13 protein-coding genes are annotated in these 15,553 nt (G+C 64.2%); 12 read left to right on the forward strand and 1 reads right to left on the reverse strand.

Features of this window, described 5'->3' with window-relative positions; genetic code table 11:
• The first annotated feature begins 44 nt into the window (after positions 1–44).
• Both A5686_RS23870 and A5686_RS23875 read left to right on the forward strand, forming a co-directional pair.
• On the forward strand, positions 45–902 hold the full coding sequence (locus A5686_RS23870; RefSeq protein ID WP_067939452.1) for a mycofactocin-coupled SDR family oxidoreductase: 858 nt from the start codon (positions 45–47) through the stop codon (positions 900–902).
• Positions 903–1,037: 135 nt separating this feature from the next.
• Positions 1,038–1,670 carry a TetR/AcrR family transcriptional regulator gene (locus A5686_RS23875; RefSeq protein WP_156750217.1) on the forward strand — a complete coding sequence of 211 codons (633 nt, stop codon included), beginning with the start codon at positions 1,038–1,040 and terminating at the stop codon, positions 1,668–1,670.
• Between the two features lie 33 nt (positions 1,671–1,703).
• Here A5686_RS23875 and A5686_RS23880 read toward each other — a convergent pair whose 3' ends face one another.
• Positions 1,704–3,221 (reverse strand): class I adenylate-forming enzyme family protein, encoded by a 1,518-nt coding sequence (locus A5686_RS23880; protein WP_197520685.1) that lies wholly within the window; start codon positions 3,219–3,221, stop codon positions 1,704–1,706.
• 152 nt (positions 3,222–3,373) lie between these two features.
• Here A5686_RS23880 and A5686_RS23885 point away from each other — a divergent pair, with 152 nt between their 5' ends.
• The 10 genes from A5686_RS23885 to A5686_RS23930 all read left to right on the forward strand — a co-directional run bounded on the left by A5686_RS23885 (position 3,374) and on the right by A5686_RS23930 (position 15,552).
• Positions 3,374–3,826: a Zn-ribbon domain-containing OB-fold protein gene (locus tag A5686_RS23885; RefSeq protein ID WP_197520686.1), complete on the forward strand. Its 453-nt coding sequence runs from the start codon at positions 3,374–3,376 to the stop codon at positions 3,824–3,826.
• A 2-nt stretch (positions 3,827–3,828) separates the two neighbouring features.
• A complete protein-coding gene (locus A5686_RS23890; RefSeq protein ID WP_067939465.1) occupies positions 3,829–4,998 on the forward strand; it encodes a hypothetical protein in 1,170 nt (389 codons plus the stop codon).
• A gap of 67 nt (positions 4,999–5,065) precedes the next feature.
• A complete protein-coding gene (locus tag A5686_RS23895; protein ID WP_067939468.1) occupies positions 5,066–6,559 on the forward strand; it encodes an aldehyde dehydrogenase family protein in 1,494 nt (497 codons plus the stop codon).
• A gap of 37 nt (positions 6,560–6,596) precedes the next feature.
• Positions 6,597–7,667 (forward strand): NAD(P)-dependent oxidoreductase, encoded by a 1,071-nt coding sequence (locus tag A5686_RS23900; protein WP_067939470.1) that lies wholly within the window; start codon positions 6,597–6,599, stop codon positions 7,665–7,667.
• Between the two features lie 101 nt (positions 7,668–7,768).
• Positions 7,769–8,980, forward strand: coding sequence for an acyl-CoA dehydrogenase family protein (locus tag A5686_RS23905; RefSeq protein ID WP_067939473.1), 1,212 nt, complete (start codon positions 7,769–7,771; stop codon positions 8,978–8,980).
• Between the two features lie 109 nt (positions 8,981–9,089).
• Positions 9,090–11,456, forward strand: coding sequence for a CoA transferase (locus A5686_RS23910; protein WP_197520687.1), 2,367 nt, complete (start codon positions 9,090–9,092; stop codon positions 11,454–11,456).
• On the forward strand, positions 11,453–12,700 hold the full coding sequence (locus A5686_RS23915; protein ID WP_067939478.1) for a CaiB/BaiF CoA-transferase family protein: 1,248 nt from the start codon (positions 11,453–11,455) through the stop codon (positions 12,698–12,700). The genes A5686_RS23910 and A5686_RS23915 overlap by 4 nt, the downstream gene beginning before the upstream one ends.
• Before the next feature lie 65 nt (positions 12,701–12,765).
• The gene (locus tag A5686_RS23920; protein WP_067939481.1) at positions 12,766–13,965 is read left to right on the forward strand and encodes a MaoC family dehydratase N-terminal domain-containing protein; all 1,200 of its coding nucleotides are present in this window, start codon (positions 12,766–12,768) and stop codon (positions 13,963–13,965) included.
• The gene (locus A5686_RS23925; protein WP_067939484.1) at positions 13,962–15,122 is read left to right on the forward strand and encodes a hypothetical protein; all 1,161 of its coding nucleotides are present in this window, start codon (positions 13,962–13,964) and stop codon (positions 15,120–15,122) included. The genes A5686_RS23920 and A5686_RS23925 overlap by 4 nt, the downstream gene beginning before the upstream one ends.
• The gene (locus A5686_RS23930; protein WP_197520688.1) at positions 15,115–15,552 is read left to right on the forward strand and encodes a Zn-ribbon domain-containing OB-fold protein; all 438 of its coding nucleotides are present in this window, start codon (positions 15,115–15,117) and stop codon (positions 15,550–15,552) included. Before A5686_RS23925 ends, A5686_RS23930 begins: the two co-directional genes overlap by 8 nt.
• Position 15,553 lies beyond the last annotated feature (1 nt).

The following is a 15,553-nucleotide window of genomic DNA, read 5'->3' on the forward strand; positions in this document are numbered from 1 at the left end:
GGATCAGAGAACTGATTCCACTACCCACCGAACAGGAGATTGACATGGGACGAGTGCAGGACAAGGTCGTCTTCATAACCGGTGTGGCGCGCGGCCAAGGGCGTGCACATGCCATTCGTCTGGCCGAAGAGGGCGCCAACATAATCGGCATCGACATCGCCGAAAATATCCCGACGGTGCCGTATCCAATGGCGTCCGAGGCGGAACTCGACCAAACGAGAGACCTCATCAGTGACGCCGGTGGAAAACACCATCTCGTCAAGGGCGACGTACGCGACAAGCAGGCTGTCGCCGAAGTTTTGCGCGAGGGTCTTGAATTGTTCGGCGGCCTGGACGGCGTTGTGGCACAAGCCGGCATTATGGCAGTGGGGAACACGGACCCTGCATCGTTCAACGACACCGTGGATGTCAACTTGGTCGGCGTGCTCAACACGGTCAGCGCCGCCTATCCGTTCCTGAAGGACGGCTCGTCGATCGTGATCACGGGTTCTTATGCGGCGTTCACGTCGGCCCTGAAAGCCGATCCCAACGGCGGGGCCGGCGGCCTGGGTTATGTCGCCTCGAAGCGCCTGCTCGCCGCGTACACCCACGAACTGGCGCTTGCGGTGGCGCCGCGCCGGATCCGCGCGAACGCGGTGCACCCGACGTCGGTGGATACGGCGATCATGCGCAATGAGCCGCTGTACAAGTCATTCCGGCCCGATTTGGAGTCACCGACGCTCGAGGATGCGCTCCCGGTCCTGCCGGCGCTGAATCTGTTTCCGGACCCGTGGATCGATGTCTCGGACGTCGCACACGCTGTGGTCTACCTCATCTCTGACGAATCGCGCGCGGTGACCGGCACGCAAATGCGAGTCGATCTCGGCGCTTGGATCAAGTTGCACGATTACACCTTCCCGTGAGTCGATGTGGGAAATCGGAACTGAACTCGGCCGCTCGGTCTTGGGTCGTCGGTGCAGCTCGCTCGTGCTGTTACGCTGGCTGTTTGTGAACGGCGATAATCCCGTGTGGCACGGTAGCCCGGTCGGGTGCGTTTGATGACCACTCAACAGGGCGCCACCTTCGGCCGTCGCTTCAAGGTGTTCACATCTCGCGCCGCGCAGGTTTCGGACGACTCACCGCGCAGAGACCGCATCGTCGATGCAGCTCGACGGTGCTACGTGACCATCGGCTGGGACAAGACCACAATGGAGGACGTCGGGCGCATTGCTGGTATGTCGCGTGCGACCCTGTATAAGAACTTCCCGACCAGCGAGGAGCTGCACCAAGCTGTCCGCAGTAAAGCCGTGGACCTGATGCGTCGTGATTTCGAAGACGCACTGGCCGAGGGTAAGGACCTGCCGGACAGTTTGGGGAATGTAGCTGCTGCGCTGACGGTTTGGTGTTCGACGATGCGGTCGGTGGACAATCCCAACGCGTTCTACTTTCGTATTCATGCCGAGGAGTCGGCCGTTATCATCGACGTGCTGGCAGAGGTTTTGGCTCCTCGAATGGCGCTCGCGCAAAAGGCTGGCGAGATCGACCGAAGTCGAGACATCGATCGGGCGGTGGAGTGGGTCGCGCGATGCGTGGCCGGCTTTGCGCTGTTGCCCACTGGCCGGGATTCGGAGCGCGATTATCCTTTTATCGCACGCGAATTCATTCGCGAATTTGTGGTGTCGCCCCTGTAAGGAGTGGCGCCAACACCCTTGCTTCGTCGGTGGTTATTCCGTGCGCAGCCTCTCGATCAGATCGACGAGCTCCCGTTTACGGACCTTCGATGCCGGTGTCATCGGGATGTCAGCGGCAGACTCAAGGAACACGATGACCGTGGGTACCTTGAACGGCGAAAGTCGTTCACGTAAAGCCTCTTTGATCGACGCCTCGGTGAGATGTACGCCAGTAACTGGCACTACTGCCGCCGCCACCAATTGACCGCGATCCGCATCAGGCAGGCCGACTACGTGGGCCATCTCGACGCCTTCGATGATGTTGATTTCGCGTTCGACCTCGACCGGCGATACGTTGGCACCGGAGGTCTTGATGATGTCGTTCAATCGCCCGACGAATCTCAACCGTCCATTGTCATCGCGGACTGCGAGATCGCCGGTGCGATAGAACCCGTCGGCGTCGAACACCGCACCGCGAGACAATTTGTGCAAGCGTGAGGTCAGCGTCGGGCCACGAACCAGGAGCTCGCGGGCACCTCGTTGGTCGGCAGCTTCGGAGAGGCGGACCTCGAATCCGGGCTGAAATCTGTCGAGCGGTGCCGCGATCGAATACGGTCCCGAAGGGACCTCGGTGCCCCAGGCATACATCCCGAAAGTTTCGGTCATTCCCAACGCGGGCACCAGCTGCATTCCGGGTAATGCGGTAGCCGAGGATGCCGATCCGGTTGCGCGGTCCCGGATCACGGCATTGGCGCCCAGCGTCGACCGCTCAGTGCAGCGTGTTACTCCACCCGCAGCCATCGTGGGGAAGAGCGCCATGACGAGTCCGCCGACCCAAAAGAACGGCAGCGTCACGTCGGTCACCGTGGCTTCGGTGAACCCGAACATATCGCGCAGGTAGTGGGTTTTGTCGATGATCGCGCGGTGGGTGAACAGCGCTCCTTTCGGGTCGGCACTTTGTCCGGATGTATAGATGCAGAGCGCTTCGTCCTCGGGATGAACCTCGTATCGTGCTTGATCGAGGATCAGCTGCCAGCGACCGTCCCGCCCCCCGCTGACGATCCAATCGACGTCGCGTGACCATCCTGGCCCAGGGCCGTCGAACACCACCATGCGCAGGTAGGGGGCTTCGGCGAGCGCCAGCTCGGGATCCTGCGCCGAAGCCAGGCCGGGCAACGCCTCGGCCACGAGTTTGACGAAGTCGCGGTCCAGGAACGAGCGGCTGGCTACCAGCAGGTGTAGATCGGAGTGGCGCACCAGCCGGGCGAGCTCGGCCGGCCGGCTGAACGTGCTCAACGGAATACACAGAGCGCCAATCTTTTCGATGGCCGCCCACCACACCACCCAGTCGGTGCCGTTGCCGAACAACAGTCCGACCCGAGTGCCTTTGCCGATGCCGCGCGCGAGTAGACCTCGCGCGATGCCATCCGAGCAGCGATCGAGTTCTGCGAACGACAACGATCCGGATTCTGCGATAACGCAGCAATTCGACCCAAATGATGCGGTCAGCTCACGTAGCCAGATCGGAATCGACACAGCGTCATGGGCCGACTCGGCAGGGCTGGTAGACATAGCGCCTCTTCCCTTCGCGCACACCTGCCCACGGCGTGCCTCTCCTATCCACGGTTCCCGGTAGGCATTCTGCATGATGCTCGCCCAGCCATTGACGCGTATACAAAAATTGTATTAGCGTCTACCTGTGTTATCCAGCGAAGAAGGGCGCCGTGACGACATGCTCTGAGTCCGCAGGTACCGAGGCGGTGGGCAGGTCGCTGAAGTTCATCGGTCCCGGCGTCGACGACATCAACCAGTTCTTCTTCGATGCCACCAGCAATGGCCAATTGGCATTTCAGCGATGTCGCGCCTGCGAGACATGGTGGAGTCTGCCGGCCTACGCGTGCTACGCCTGCGGTGCAAGCGAATTCGATGTTGTCGCGACTGGGGGGCGTGGGTTTGTCTATACCTATGCCATCCCGCGTCGTCCAAGCGCCGCTCTCGTCGACGTAGACCTCGTGTTCGTCGTGATCGAGCTCGATGAAGGGGTGCGGTATTTCTCCCGACTCGTCGGTATCGACCCTTCGCAGGTTGATTTCGGCATGCGCGTGGAGGTGCAGTTCGCGCCCGCCGATTCGGGTGTCATGGTTCCGGTTTTCGCTCCGGCCGGAGGTCCACCATAGCCATGCGGAGCTCTGACACCGAGGTGGTGGTTGCAGGGATCGGTATCACCGAAATGTCGACGGATTCCGGGGTGTCGTCGTCGACTTTGGCGATGAAGGCCGTTTCGATGGCTCTTGCAGACGCAGGACTGTCGCTGCGAGATGTCGACGGTCTGGTGACATATGAGGCCGATCCGACATCTCCATTCCTGCTCGCCCAACTACTCGGATTGCCTGAGTTAAAATGGTTTTCGATCACGCTGGCGGGCGGGGGCGGCGCGTGTATGACCTTCCAAGACGCGGCGCTCGCGGTGAGCACGGGACTGGCCGATCATGTGGTGATATATCGCGCAGAAAACTTGCGTTCAGGACGGCGGTTCGGGCAGGGAATCTCTGACTCCGACGCCGGCACGACCCAAGCTGTGCTGCGCCAGGTCTTTACCTACGGCTCCATCACCCCGGCGTGGTGGGAGGCGCCGACTTTTCATCGCTATCTTCACGATTACGGCAAGACCAATGCCGATTTAGCGCATGTCGTGGTGTCAGCCCGAAAGTGGGCGGAAACCAACCCCGCGGCTCGTTTCTTCGGGCGGCCGCTGACGTTCGAGGGCCACCAGGAATCCAAGTGGGTGGCCGAACCGGTTCTGCGCGTTAATGACTGCTGCTTGGAGAGCGATGGAGGCGCGGCGTTCGTGGTGACCACGGCGACGCGTGCACGCGACCTGAAGGCAACACCGGTCAAGATTCACGGCGCGGTCAGGGGAATGGCTCACCGGTCAACTCTGATGCAGAACTACTATGCGCCTGACATCAGCGGGGTGCCGGATCTCGACGTCGTCGCCGAGAACCTCTACCGGCACACCGGTATGACAGCGAGAGACTTCGACGCCGCCATCATCTACGACTCGTTCAGTCCACTCATCCCGATGTCACTCGAAGCCCTCGGATTCTGCGGACGTGGGCAAGGAATTGACTTCATCGCGGAGGGCCACACGTCTCCAGGTGGCGCGCATCCCGTGAATCCGAACGGCGGCCAGATCGGAGAGGGCTATCTGCACGGCTTCAACGGGATCGTCGAAGCGGTCCGGCAGATCCGCGGCAACTCGGTGAATCAAATCCCCGATGTCAACACCATGGTCGTGACCTCCGGGCCGGCCCTGCCGACGAGCGCGATGGTCCTGCAAGCGTGCTGACGATTCGGGCCATGCCTCATGGCTTCTGACCGGATAGGGCTTGCATTACGGAGAAGGGAGGAGCGAAATGTCGACCGTGTCATTGAGCCCCGGGAGACCCTACGTGAACGGAGCGTGGGACCACGGTAGCGGCGAGCGGGCCACGACGATTATCAATCCGGCAACCGAACAACCCATAGGCGAGGTTTACGAATCGTCTGTAGACGACGTCATTCGAGCCGTCGACGCCGCCCGGGAGGCTTTCGGCGACGGCCGGGGACCGTGGCCGAAGATGTCACCCAAAGAACGATCCGCAGTTCTTCACCGTTTCGCCGATGCCGTTGCCGCCCGGCGTGATGACCTGATGTTCCTGTTGAAGAACGAAATCGGCTGTGCGGGAATGGCCGGGGAGGTCAGTCAAGTCGAAGAAGCTATTCGGTTCGCCTACTTTTGGGCGGACCGAGCCGCGGAGCTCAAGTTCGACGAACCATTGCCGCCGAAAGCGGGCCTGACCGGAATGGGACAGGCGCTGGTACGGAAGGAACCGGCAGGCGTGATCGGGGCGATCACCCCGTTCAACTATCCAATTCTCTTGAACATGTGGAAGATTGGGCCAGCTTTGGCGACCGGCAACACGATGGTGCTCAAACCCTCGCCCTACACGCCGTTTTCGGCGTTGATCCTGGCGGATGCGGCCGCGGAAGCTGATATTCCGCCGGGTGTCTTCAATGTCGTTACCGGTGGCATCGACGAGGCGCGGGCGCTCACTGAGCATCCCGATGTGGCCGTCGTCTCTTTCACAGGCTCCAACGCCATTGGCCGGGAAGTGATGCGGCAGGCCGCGGGCACACTCAAGCGCGTAGTGCTGGAGTTGGGCGGCAAATCGCCCAACATCGTCTTCGCCGATGCGGACATCGACGATCCCATGCTGGTGATGTCGCTGGTCATGGGATTCACGGTGCACGCAGGTCAAGGTTGCGTGTTGCAAACTCGGCTGCTCGTGGAGCGGCCGGTCTACGACGCGGTCGCGGACCGGATCAAGAACGCGATCCAGGCGATGAAGGTGGGTGACCCGGCAGACCCCGCGTCAGAGATGGGACCCCTAATCAGTGCCGGTCAACGCGATCGTGTGCTTGGTTACGTCCAGTCCGGCGTCGCGGAACGGGCGACGCTGGCCTTCGGAGGCGGCCGACCCGCACACCTGGACCGCGGATTCTTCGTCGAGCCGACGTTGTTCACCGATGTCACAAACGACATGAAGATCGCCAGAGAGGAGATATTCGGCCCCGTGGGAGTGATGATTCCGTTCGACGGGCCCGATGAGGCGATCGCAATCGCGAACGACACACCCTACGGTCTCGGTGGCTCAGTATGGAGCGGCGACTCGGTGAAGGCCTTCGAGGTGGCCGGAGCGCTGCGAGCCGGCTACATCCATATCAACGGCGGTGACCAGAGCTTTGGTGGACCGATCGGGCCCGCGCCTTTCGGCGGATACAAACAATCGGGAATCGGTCGCGAACACGGCTCCGCAGGAGCCGACGAGTACATGGAGATCAAGACCATGCATTACCCGGTCGGCTGATGCGCTCAGCCGAAATCACTGTGAAAGCGAGTCTTTCGTGACCGGGGCGGGACCAGTTTTAGTCACCGGCGCGTTCGGCCTTGTTGGTACCGCGACGATCGAGCAATTGGCCTCGGAAGGTCGCCGGGTGGTGGCCACCGACCTAAAGACGCCCGCGTACGTCAAAGCGGCCAAGAAGTTGCCCGCCGGCGTCGAGGTGAAGTGGGCCGACCTGACCGTCCAGTCACAGCTCGACGAGTTGCTGGGAGCCTCGTCACCGTCAGCGATCATCCACCTCGTGGGCATGATCGCTCCCGCGATCTACCGTAACCCGGCACTCGGGCGCAAGGTCAACGTCGACATCACTCGCGCGCTGGTGTCGGCGGCCCAGGCGTTACCCAAACCGCCGCGCATCGTGCACGCTTCCAGTGTCGCCGTCTACGGCCCGCGCAACCCCTTCCGTCATCCGGAGAAGGTGGACGAGAACACCGTCACCGCGCCCAACGAGGTGTACGGCTCGACGAAACTCGAAGCCGAGCAGGTTATTCGGACGTCGACGCTCGACTGGGTGATACTGCGACTGGGCGGCGTGGTGAGCACCCGGCTCGTGTCGATGGTGAGCGGTTGGGACGTTCTCCTGTTCGAAAGCGCGCTACCAAAGAACGGTCGCATCCACACCGTCGACGTTCGGGACGTTGCAAAGGCATTCGCCGCAGCCACCACCGCGGACGCCGTGGGAAGGATCTTGCTCATTGGCGGCGACGGCACTCACATGCTGCGTTACACCGACGCCACGCACGATCTGACGGCTGCCGCCGGCATCGGCAACGTTCTTCCAGAGGGCCGTCCGGGCGATCCCGACAGTGAGACGGCCTGGTTTGCCACCGACTGGATGGACACCGGCCCGGCGCAGGAATTGCTGCAATTCCAGAACCATTCGTGGGGCGACATCTTGGCGGAGGTCCGTCGAAAAGTCGGTCCTGCGCGTCATGTGCTGCGAGTCGTTGCACCGCTGGTTCGCAACGTCCTCGAACGCCGGTCCGCGTACCGCGATGCTCCCGGCGTGTATGCGGATCCGTGGGAGATCGTGCGCGAACACTTGGGCGATCCCGCGGCGCCGAAGTCCTGACATGCGTCGGCACGTCGCCATGGACCGGTTCGATCCAACCGGCACAACCCGCTTGTATGAGCCGTACGTCTCGTACCGGGGCGGTCGACAAAGGAGGGGCCATGGACTTCGAAGTTAGCCGTCGTTCTGCGGACTTGCTGGAACGCCTTACCGGTTTCATGGACGAGTGCGTGTACCCGGCCGAGGCGACTTATCATCGGGAGCTCGGCGAAGCCGGACACCCCCATGCGCAACCCGGGGTCATGCAGGAGCTCAAGGCCGAGGCTCGCAGGCGGGGACTGTGGAACCTCTTCCACCCCGACCCCGAGTACGGCGCGGGGTTGTCTTGTATTGAATACGCACCTCTGGCAGAGATCATGGGCCGCAGCGCGATTGGGTCGGAGGCGTGCAACTGCTCGGCGCCGGATACCGGCAACATGGAGCTCCTCACGCAGTTCGGCTCCGCCGAACAAAAGGAGCGATGGCTTCGGCCGCTGCTGGACGGCGAGATTCGGTCCGCGTTCGCGATGACCGAGCCTGACGTCGCATCGTCGGACGCTACGAATGTCCGGATGCGCATCGAGCGGCAGGGGGGCGAGTACCTGCTCAACGGACGAAAGTGGTGGATCACCAATGCAATGCACCCTCATTGCCGCGTGTTCATCGTGATGGGTAAGACCAATCCCGACGCACCGACGCACCGCCAGCAAAGCATGATCCTGGTCCCGCGTGATACCCAGGGGGTCACGGTGCTGCGCAACCTGACGGTGTTCGGCTACGCCGACCAGGAGAGTCACTGCGAAGTCGTGTTCGAGAACGTGCGAGTCCCGGTTGAGAACATCATCGCGGAGGAGGGCGCCGGCTTCGCCATCGCTCAGGCGCGGCTCGGTCCGGGCCGCATCCACCACTGCATGCGGGCGCTGGGTGCGGCCGAGCGTGCGTTGGAGCTGATGTGCCGACGGGCCTGCGAGCGGGTGACGTTCGGCGCACCGGTCGCCTCGCGGGCGAACATCATGGACTGGATCGCCGAGTCGCGGACCGAGATCGAAATGGGCCGGCTACTGACCCTCAAGACCGCCTGGCTGATTGACACCGCCGGCAACCGTCAAGCGCGAACGGAGATCGCCGCGATCAAGGTCGCCGTACCCCGAATCGCGGCCAAGGTCATTGACCGAGCAATCCAAGTCCACGGCTCGGGCGGCCTGTGCGGCGACTTCCCGCTGGCGGCCATGTACGCGCTTATCAGATGCCTGCGCTTAGCCGACGGACCCGACGAGGTGCACAACGTGACAGTCGCCCGCCGCGAGCTGGGGAAATACGCGGCGGCGAACTGACGGCGATACCGTCCGGTTGGTCGTACTAAGTGCGGCACGGACTACGTTTTCGACCGTCCAGTCGGTCTGCTAGGCTCGCATGATACGTGCGGAGAGGACGGGTCATAGGGTGGCTATCCCAAGCCTGCTTGACGGAGTGCGGGTGGTCGAGCTTGCCGGCCGGCCGTCGATCAGGGTGGCCGCCTCGATCTGCGCAGTGATGGGCGCAGATGTCGTCCGCGTCGAGTCCGGGCTCACTGCGGAGGCGTCAATTAGCGGCGTGCATCCGCTCGTGGACGAGCGCGCGATGAGCGTTGCGTGGGACCGAGACAAGCGCACGGTCACGGTCGGCGGCCACGGCAGGGCAGGCCTCGACGAAATGATCGCGAGCGCCGACATCCTGCTCACCTCGGCTGAAACTGGTGCGGGCGAACCGTTTTCGAGTAGTCGTGGCGGAGCTCCTTACGGCGGCGTCCAGCTGCTGATCACGCCGTTCGGCACCACTGGGCCCTACGCGGCATACCGCGGCGACGAGCTCAACGTCTGCGCCTTTGGCGGTCCCGCCGTTTACGTCGGGGAACCCGGGCGTGAGCCGATCGTCCCGCCATTCATGCTCGCCAGCTTTCAGGCCGCGCTGTCCGGACTTGCCGGCGCGCTGGGGGCGTTGCTCGGCGGACGGGGCGCGCAGATTGACGTCGCCGAGTATGAGGCACTCGCCACCAGCCACATGACCGGCCTGTACAGCCTCTCGTTGTTTTCCGGCGAGGTGCCGCGACGGGCCGGGCACCGTAAGCCCAACCCCTACCCGTTCACTGTTCTGCCGTGCAGGGACGGTCGTGTCTGCCTGGCGTTCCTGGCCGGCCACCAGTGGAGGCGCCTCCTCGACGCGATGGGCCAACCAGAGTGGTCGAAGGATCCGCGTTACGCCGACCGCCGCCGCAACGGTGAGCTTTATGCCGACGAACTCGACGAGCTCGTGTCCGGGTGGCTGGCGAACTACACCAAAGACGAGTTGCGTGCGATGAGCGTGCAGCGGGGCATTCCGCTCGGGCCCTTGGAGACCATCGAGGGCCTACGCGAGTCGGAGCAGTTCCGGCAGCGTGGTTTCCTGCGCCCCGTGAGCGTCGACGGGCACAAGATCGATATGCCCGGCCTGCCGTTCCTGGACCGACCCGCGTCGCGCACCCGGATGGGTGCACCGGCTGCATGTAACACCGCGCGCGCCTCAGGCAACTCCGCGCTGCCGCTCGCCGGTCTGCGCGCCGTCGACCTCAGCTGGGTGATGAGCGGGCCGATGGCCGCTCAGTTCCTAGCCGACATGGGGGCCGACGTGATCAAGGTCGAGTCCCGAACTCATCTGGACGCATCCCGCCAGGGCCTCCCGCTGATCGCAGATGTCGAGGCAGGCGACGCAGGTGCAACGCCGAATATGATGCCGCACTTCAATGCCGTCAATCGCGGCAAGCGCAGCGTTCAGCTGGACTTGCGGTCCGACGCGGGGCGGTCGGTGCTGACGCGGTTGGTTCAGGATGCGGACGTCGTGGTGGAAAATATTGGCGCTGGATCCCTTGAACGGCTTGGCTTTTCGATGGACGAGCTGCATCGGCTTCGACCTGAGCTCGTCGTGCTCCGGATCAGCATGGCCGGCCAAGAGGGTCCCGACGCAGCCTTGCCCGGTTACGCGCCGCAAAGTACGTCCATCGGCGGGCTCGACGTGCTCGCCGGCTATCTGGGCGAACCGCCGGTTGGGATGGTCGCGCTCAACCTCGGCGACATCACGGTTGCTTCCTTCGGGGCGGTGGCTCTGCTGGCCGCACTGCACCGGGCTCGCACGCGGGGGATAGGCACGGTCATCGACTTGTCGATGATCGAAGTCCACGCGGCGACTATCGCCCCGTTATTCGCCGCGCGTCAGCTCGACGGCACCGACCTCAGCCCGATCGGTAACGGTCACCGGGTCCACTTCCCTCACGGCATGTATCCGAGCGCTGGCGATGACGCGTGGATCAGCATCGCGGTGCGGGACGAGCGGGAGTGGGCCGCACTGGCCGCGATCGTGGGAGCGCCTGCGGAGATCGCCGGCCGCACCGATGTCGCGCGCCGGCGCGAGGTCGCCGACGACATCGAGGAGCTGATCTCCGCATGGACCCGGACGCGCCCTGCCGACGAGGGCGCCAAGCAACTGCAGGAGGCCGGGGTTCCGGCAGCGCCGGCATACGGCGTCGAGGAGCTGATGACCGATCCGCATTCGTGCGCACGCCAAGTCGTCGTCGAGCTCGACCATCATCTGATCGGCTTCGTGCCGGTGTACGGCTCGCCGCTGCATGCGCAGCCAGCGATAGCTGAGGTGACCATGCGCGCGCCCGATCTAGGCGAGCACACCCTCCAGGTTCTCGACGAGCTCGGGTTCGACCACGAGCAGATCGCCGAGTTGGCCCAATCCGGCGCGTTCGACGGACTGGACCCGTTCAGCCTCGCGATCAAGGAGACCTTATGACCGAGTTGAAAGACACCACGCGCGAGCGGCCCGGTCCGCTTCGAGACATCACGGTCGTCGATCTGACGCACTGGGCAGCCGGGCCGATCGCCTCAATGGTGCTCGGCGACCTCGGCGCCGACATCCTGAAAATCGAGCCACCTGCGGGCGAGCCGCAGCGCGGGATGGGCGTTACGTTCCCGGGCGGCTGGAGCACGTTCTTCCTCGCCTGCCAGCGCAACAAGCGCTTCGTCAGCATCGACTATCGCAACCCGCGCGGTCGTGAGCTCATCAAGAAACTGGCCAGCACCGCCGACGTCGTGATGGAGAACGCGCGGCCCGGGACCTGGGAGCGCCACGGCCTGGACTACGAGAGCCTGCGCGCGCTCAACCCACGGCTGATCTATGCCTCCATCACCGGCTTCGGGCAGACGGGCCCGATGCGCGACTGGCTGGCGATGGATCCGATCGCTCAGGCGGCCGGCGGAGTGGTCGGGATTACCGGCACGCCGGAGGGTGGGCCCGCGAAGGTCGGGGCGGCCATCACCGATGTCGTATCGGGTCGCCTGGCGGCCTTCGGAGTCGTCACCGCGCTGTATGACCGGATGCGCACGGGCGTCGGCCAGCGCGTCGACGCGTCGCTGTTCTCGACCGCGGTCGGCCTGCTCACTATGCGCGAGACCGAGTTCCAGTTCACCCAGCAGAACCCGCCCCTGCTCGGCACGGCGCACGGTCAGATCGTGCCCGCCGAGGCGTTTACGACGCGCGACGATCGGCGCGTGATGCTCTGCATCTACAGCGACTGGCACTGGGCGCGCTTCGCCGAGCTGGCCGGGGCTCCCCAGCTCGCGGCTGACGACAGATTCACCACGAACTCCGCGCGCTGCGAGCACCGGGTGGCCACGATTGCCGCCGTGCAGGACGTGATCCGCACCCGCACCGAGGTCGAATGGACGGAGCTGCTTGCCGGCGAGATCCCCTATGGCCCGGTACTCGAATTCGACCAGCTTTGGCGGCACTCGCAGCTCGACGCCAACGAGCTGATCGCGCGCTACGAAATGCCCGGCGTCGGAGAGGTCCGCTCCATCGGCAGTCCCGTACGGTTCTCGGGCTTTACCCAGCCGGTGCGCCGCGTGCCGGCAGCCACGGGGGCCGACACGGTCGAAGTCCTCCGCGAGCACGGACTTTCAGACGACGAGATCGATGAATTGATCGCCGCCGGGGTGGTGCACACGGCACCGGCTCACACCGCGGCATCCGCGTAGCCCGCACGACGACACATCGCATGAGACAGCAGAAAACCTACAGCTGAAAGATAGAGAGGAAACAAATGACCGAGGTGGCGGAAAAAAGGACTGACTTGCCGTGGGGCGAGATCACCGACGAGACGATCGCTCACGCAGCTGAGCTGCTCGGGACCACGCTGCGACGCGACCGGATGGGCGGCTGGGTCACCGAGGTGAACGTCGACGCGATCAAGCATTTCGCTCAGGGCCTCGGTGACCGCAACCCGCTTTGGCGCGACCCCGAATACGGCAAGTCCACGCGGTGGGGCACGATGCTGGCCCCACCGACCATCCTGTATTCCGTCGACGGCACCACCGTGGCGCCGCGCCTCGCCGGCGTGCAGTGGCTCTACGTCGGCACCGACTGGGTGTGGTACGACGTGGTGCGGCGCGGCGATGTCTACGACGCCCCCGCCACGTTCGTCAAGCAGGAGGTCAAGGGCGGCGAGTTCGCCAGCCGCTGGTTGATCCAGACCGGCCACATCCGCTACCTGCGCAAGCCCGACGGTTTCATGGTCGGCGAGGCGTTCGGCAAGTGCGCCCGCACGCCACGCGGTGCCGCGCTGAAGAAGGATGGCAAGCAGAAGTACAAGGCGCGCGAAGCTTACGAATACACGAGCGAGGAGTTGGCAGCGATCGAGCGCGCCCTGATCGACGAAATGCCACGTGGCGCCGACACGCTCTACGCCGAGGATGTCGAGGTCGGCGAGGTGTTGCGGCCGACCGTCAAGGGTCCGCTGACCTCCACCGACATGATCGCCTGGTACGCGGGCTGGTCGGGCGCAGCGCCGTATGGCGGCGCGCACGGAGACGCCGTGCGCTATCGCACGCGTCACCAGGATTACCACGTCTCGGAGAAGACGGGCGCCAAGGATTCCGCCGGGCGCGGTCACCTGGAGAAGAAGACCGGCGAGGACGTCGGCATGGGTGGCGCGTATGACATTGGCCCGCAGCGCATCTCGTGGGGTGTCCACATGCTGACCGACTGGATGGGTGACGAGGGCTTTCTGCACACGCTTTCCGCATCGGTGAAGCGTCCCAATCTGATTGGTGACACGACGACCTGGCACGGCACCGTCACCGGCAAGGACGTCGTCGACGGCTACCACCTGATTTCGATCGACATGCACGCCGACAATCAGCGTGGCGAGACCAACGCGACCGCCACGGCCACCGTGTTACTGCCGTCGAAGGTGGACGGCCCCGTGGTGACGCCGGTGCCGCGCAACCTCACGAGCAAGTGACCGAGGTGCAGGCGGCGATCGTCGGCATCGGTGAGACCGAGTTCACCAAAGAGTCAGGCGTTTCGGACCTTCGGCTGAGCCTCGAGGCGACGAAGGCGGCGCTGGCCGACGCCAAGATCAACGCCCACGATATCGACGGCATCATCATTCCGACGGTCGTCGGCGCCACCACCGAGGACTTGACCACCAATCTCGGCATCGAGAACCTGCGCTACCACGCGGCGGTCATGCTCGGCGGCGCGGGCCCGGCTGCCGCCCTTCTGCACGCCAAGACGGCCATCGAAAACGGATTGGCCTCCCGGATCCTGGTGTGTTATGGGTTCAACGGGCGCTCCGGTGCGCGGCTCGGTCGCAGGGGGCCAACGCTGATGTTCGGCGAGGCCCCGAGCATGCGTCGCAACTACGAGGGCGTGCACGGCCTGCTGGTGCCGGCTCAGTACTACGCGCTGTGGGCGCAGCGGTACATGTACGAGAACGGCTGGAAGTCGACCGAACCGATGGCGCACGTGGCGGTAACCCAGAGTCGCCACGCGCTGATGAACGGTAAAGCAGTGGGCGCCAAAGAGATCAGCATCGAAGACCACCAGTCCTCGCGGATGATCAGCGCACCGTTCCGGCTCTACGACTGCAGTCGCGAAACCGACGGGGGTGCGGCCTACATCGTTGCCGCGGCCGAGCCCGGCGACCGCAACGCCGTCGCCATCCGGGGCGTGGCCGAGGGGCACCCCGGCCAGGCCGACCAGCCGACCACCCGCCGGCGCTTCTTGCACACCGGCATGGCCGAGGCGGCCCAACGCGCCTTCGCGCAGGCCGGCTGGAAGCCGAGCGATGTCGACTTCGCCGAGTTATACGACGCGTTCACGTTCAACGTGCTGTGGCAGTTGGAGCTGTTGGGACTGTGCGATCCGGGTGAGGCGGCAGAATTCGTGATGGCGGGCAGCACACAAGTGGGCGGTTCGTTGCCGGTCAATACCCACGGAGGTCTGCTCTCGCAGGCGCATCTGTGGGGTATCAACCACATCACCGAAGCCGTGAAGCAGCTGCGCGGGACCGCGGGCGAGGCACAGGTGAAGGGCGCCAAGAGGGGGCTGGTCACCGGTAGCGGTGACTTCGGCGACAACGCCGTCGTCCTGTTGGAGGGAAGCTTCGTTGAGTGACATCGAGTACAAAAAACCGCTGCCGCGACCGACGGGAACCGACCAGGAGCATTGGGCGGGCCTCAAGCGCCATCAGGTTCTGGTGCAAAGATGCGACGACTGCCAGACGTGGCTGTGGTATCCGCGCCAAATGTGCAGCAACTGCGCGAGTTTCGCGCTCTCGTGGACCGAGGTCGACCCGACTGGAACCATCTACTCGTTCACGACTCAGCACCACGCGACGGGATCGAAGTTCGATTCGGACCTGCCGTATTCGGTTGCGGTGGTTGAGCTGGACGCGGCACCGGAGGTCAAACTGGTGGGCCCAGTGAACAACGTCACCCCCGACGGGATCCACATCGGGCAGCGGGTACGCGGCACTTTCCTCGACGCGACCGAAGACGTGACCTTCCTGCACTTCGAACCATTCGACAGCGAAACCGGAAGTTAGA

This window comes from Mycobacterium sp. E2479, from assembly GCF_001667925.1.
In the GTDB taxonomy this organism is placed as follows: Bacteria; Actinomycetota; Actinomycetes; order Mycobacteriales; family Mycobacteriaceae; genus Mycobacterium.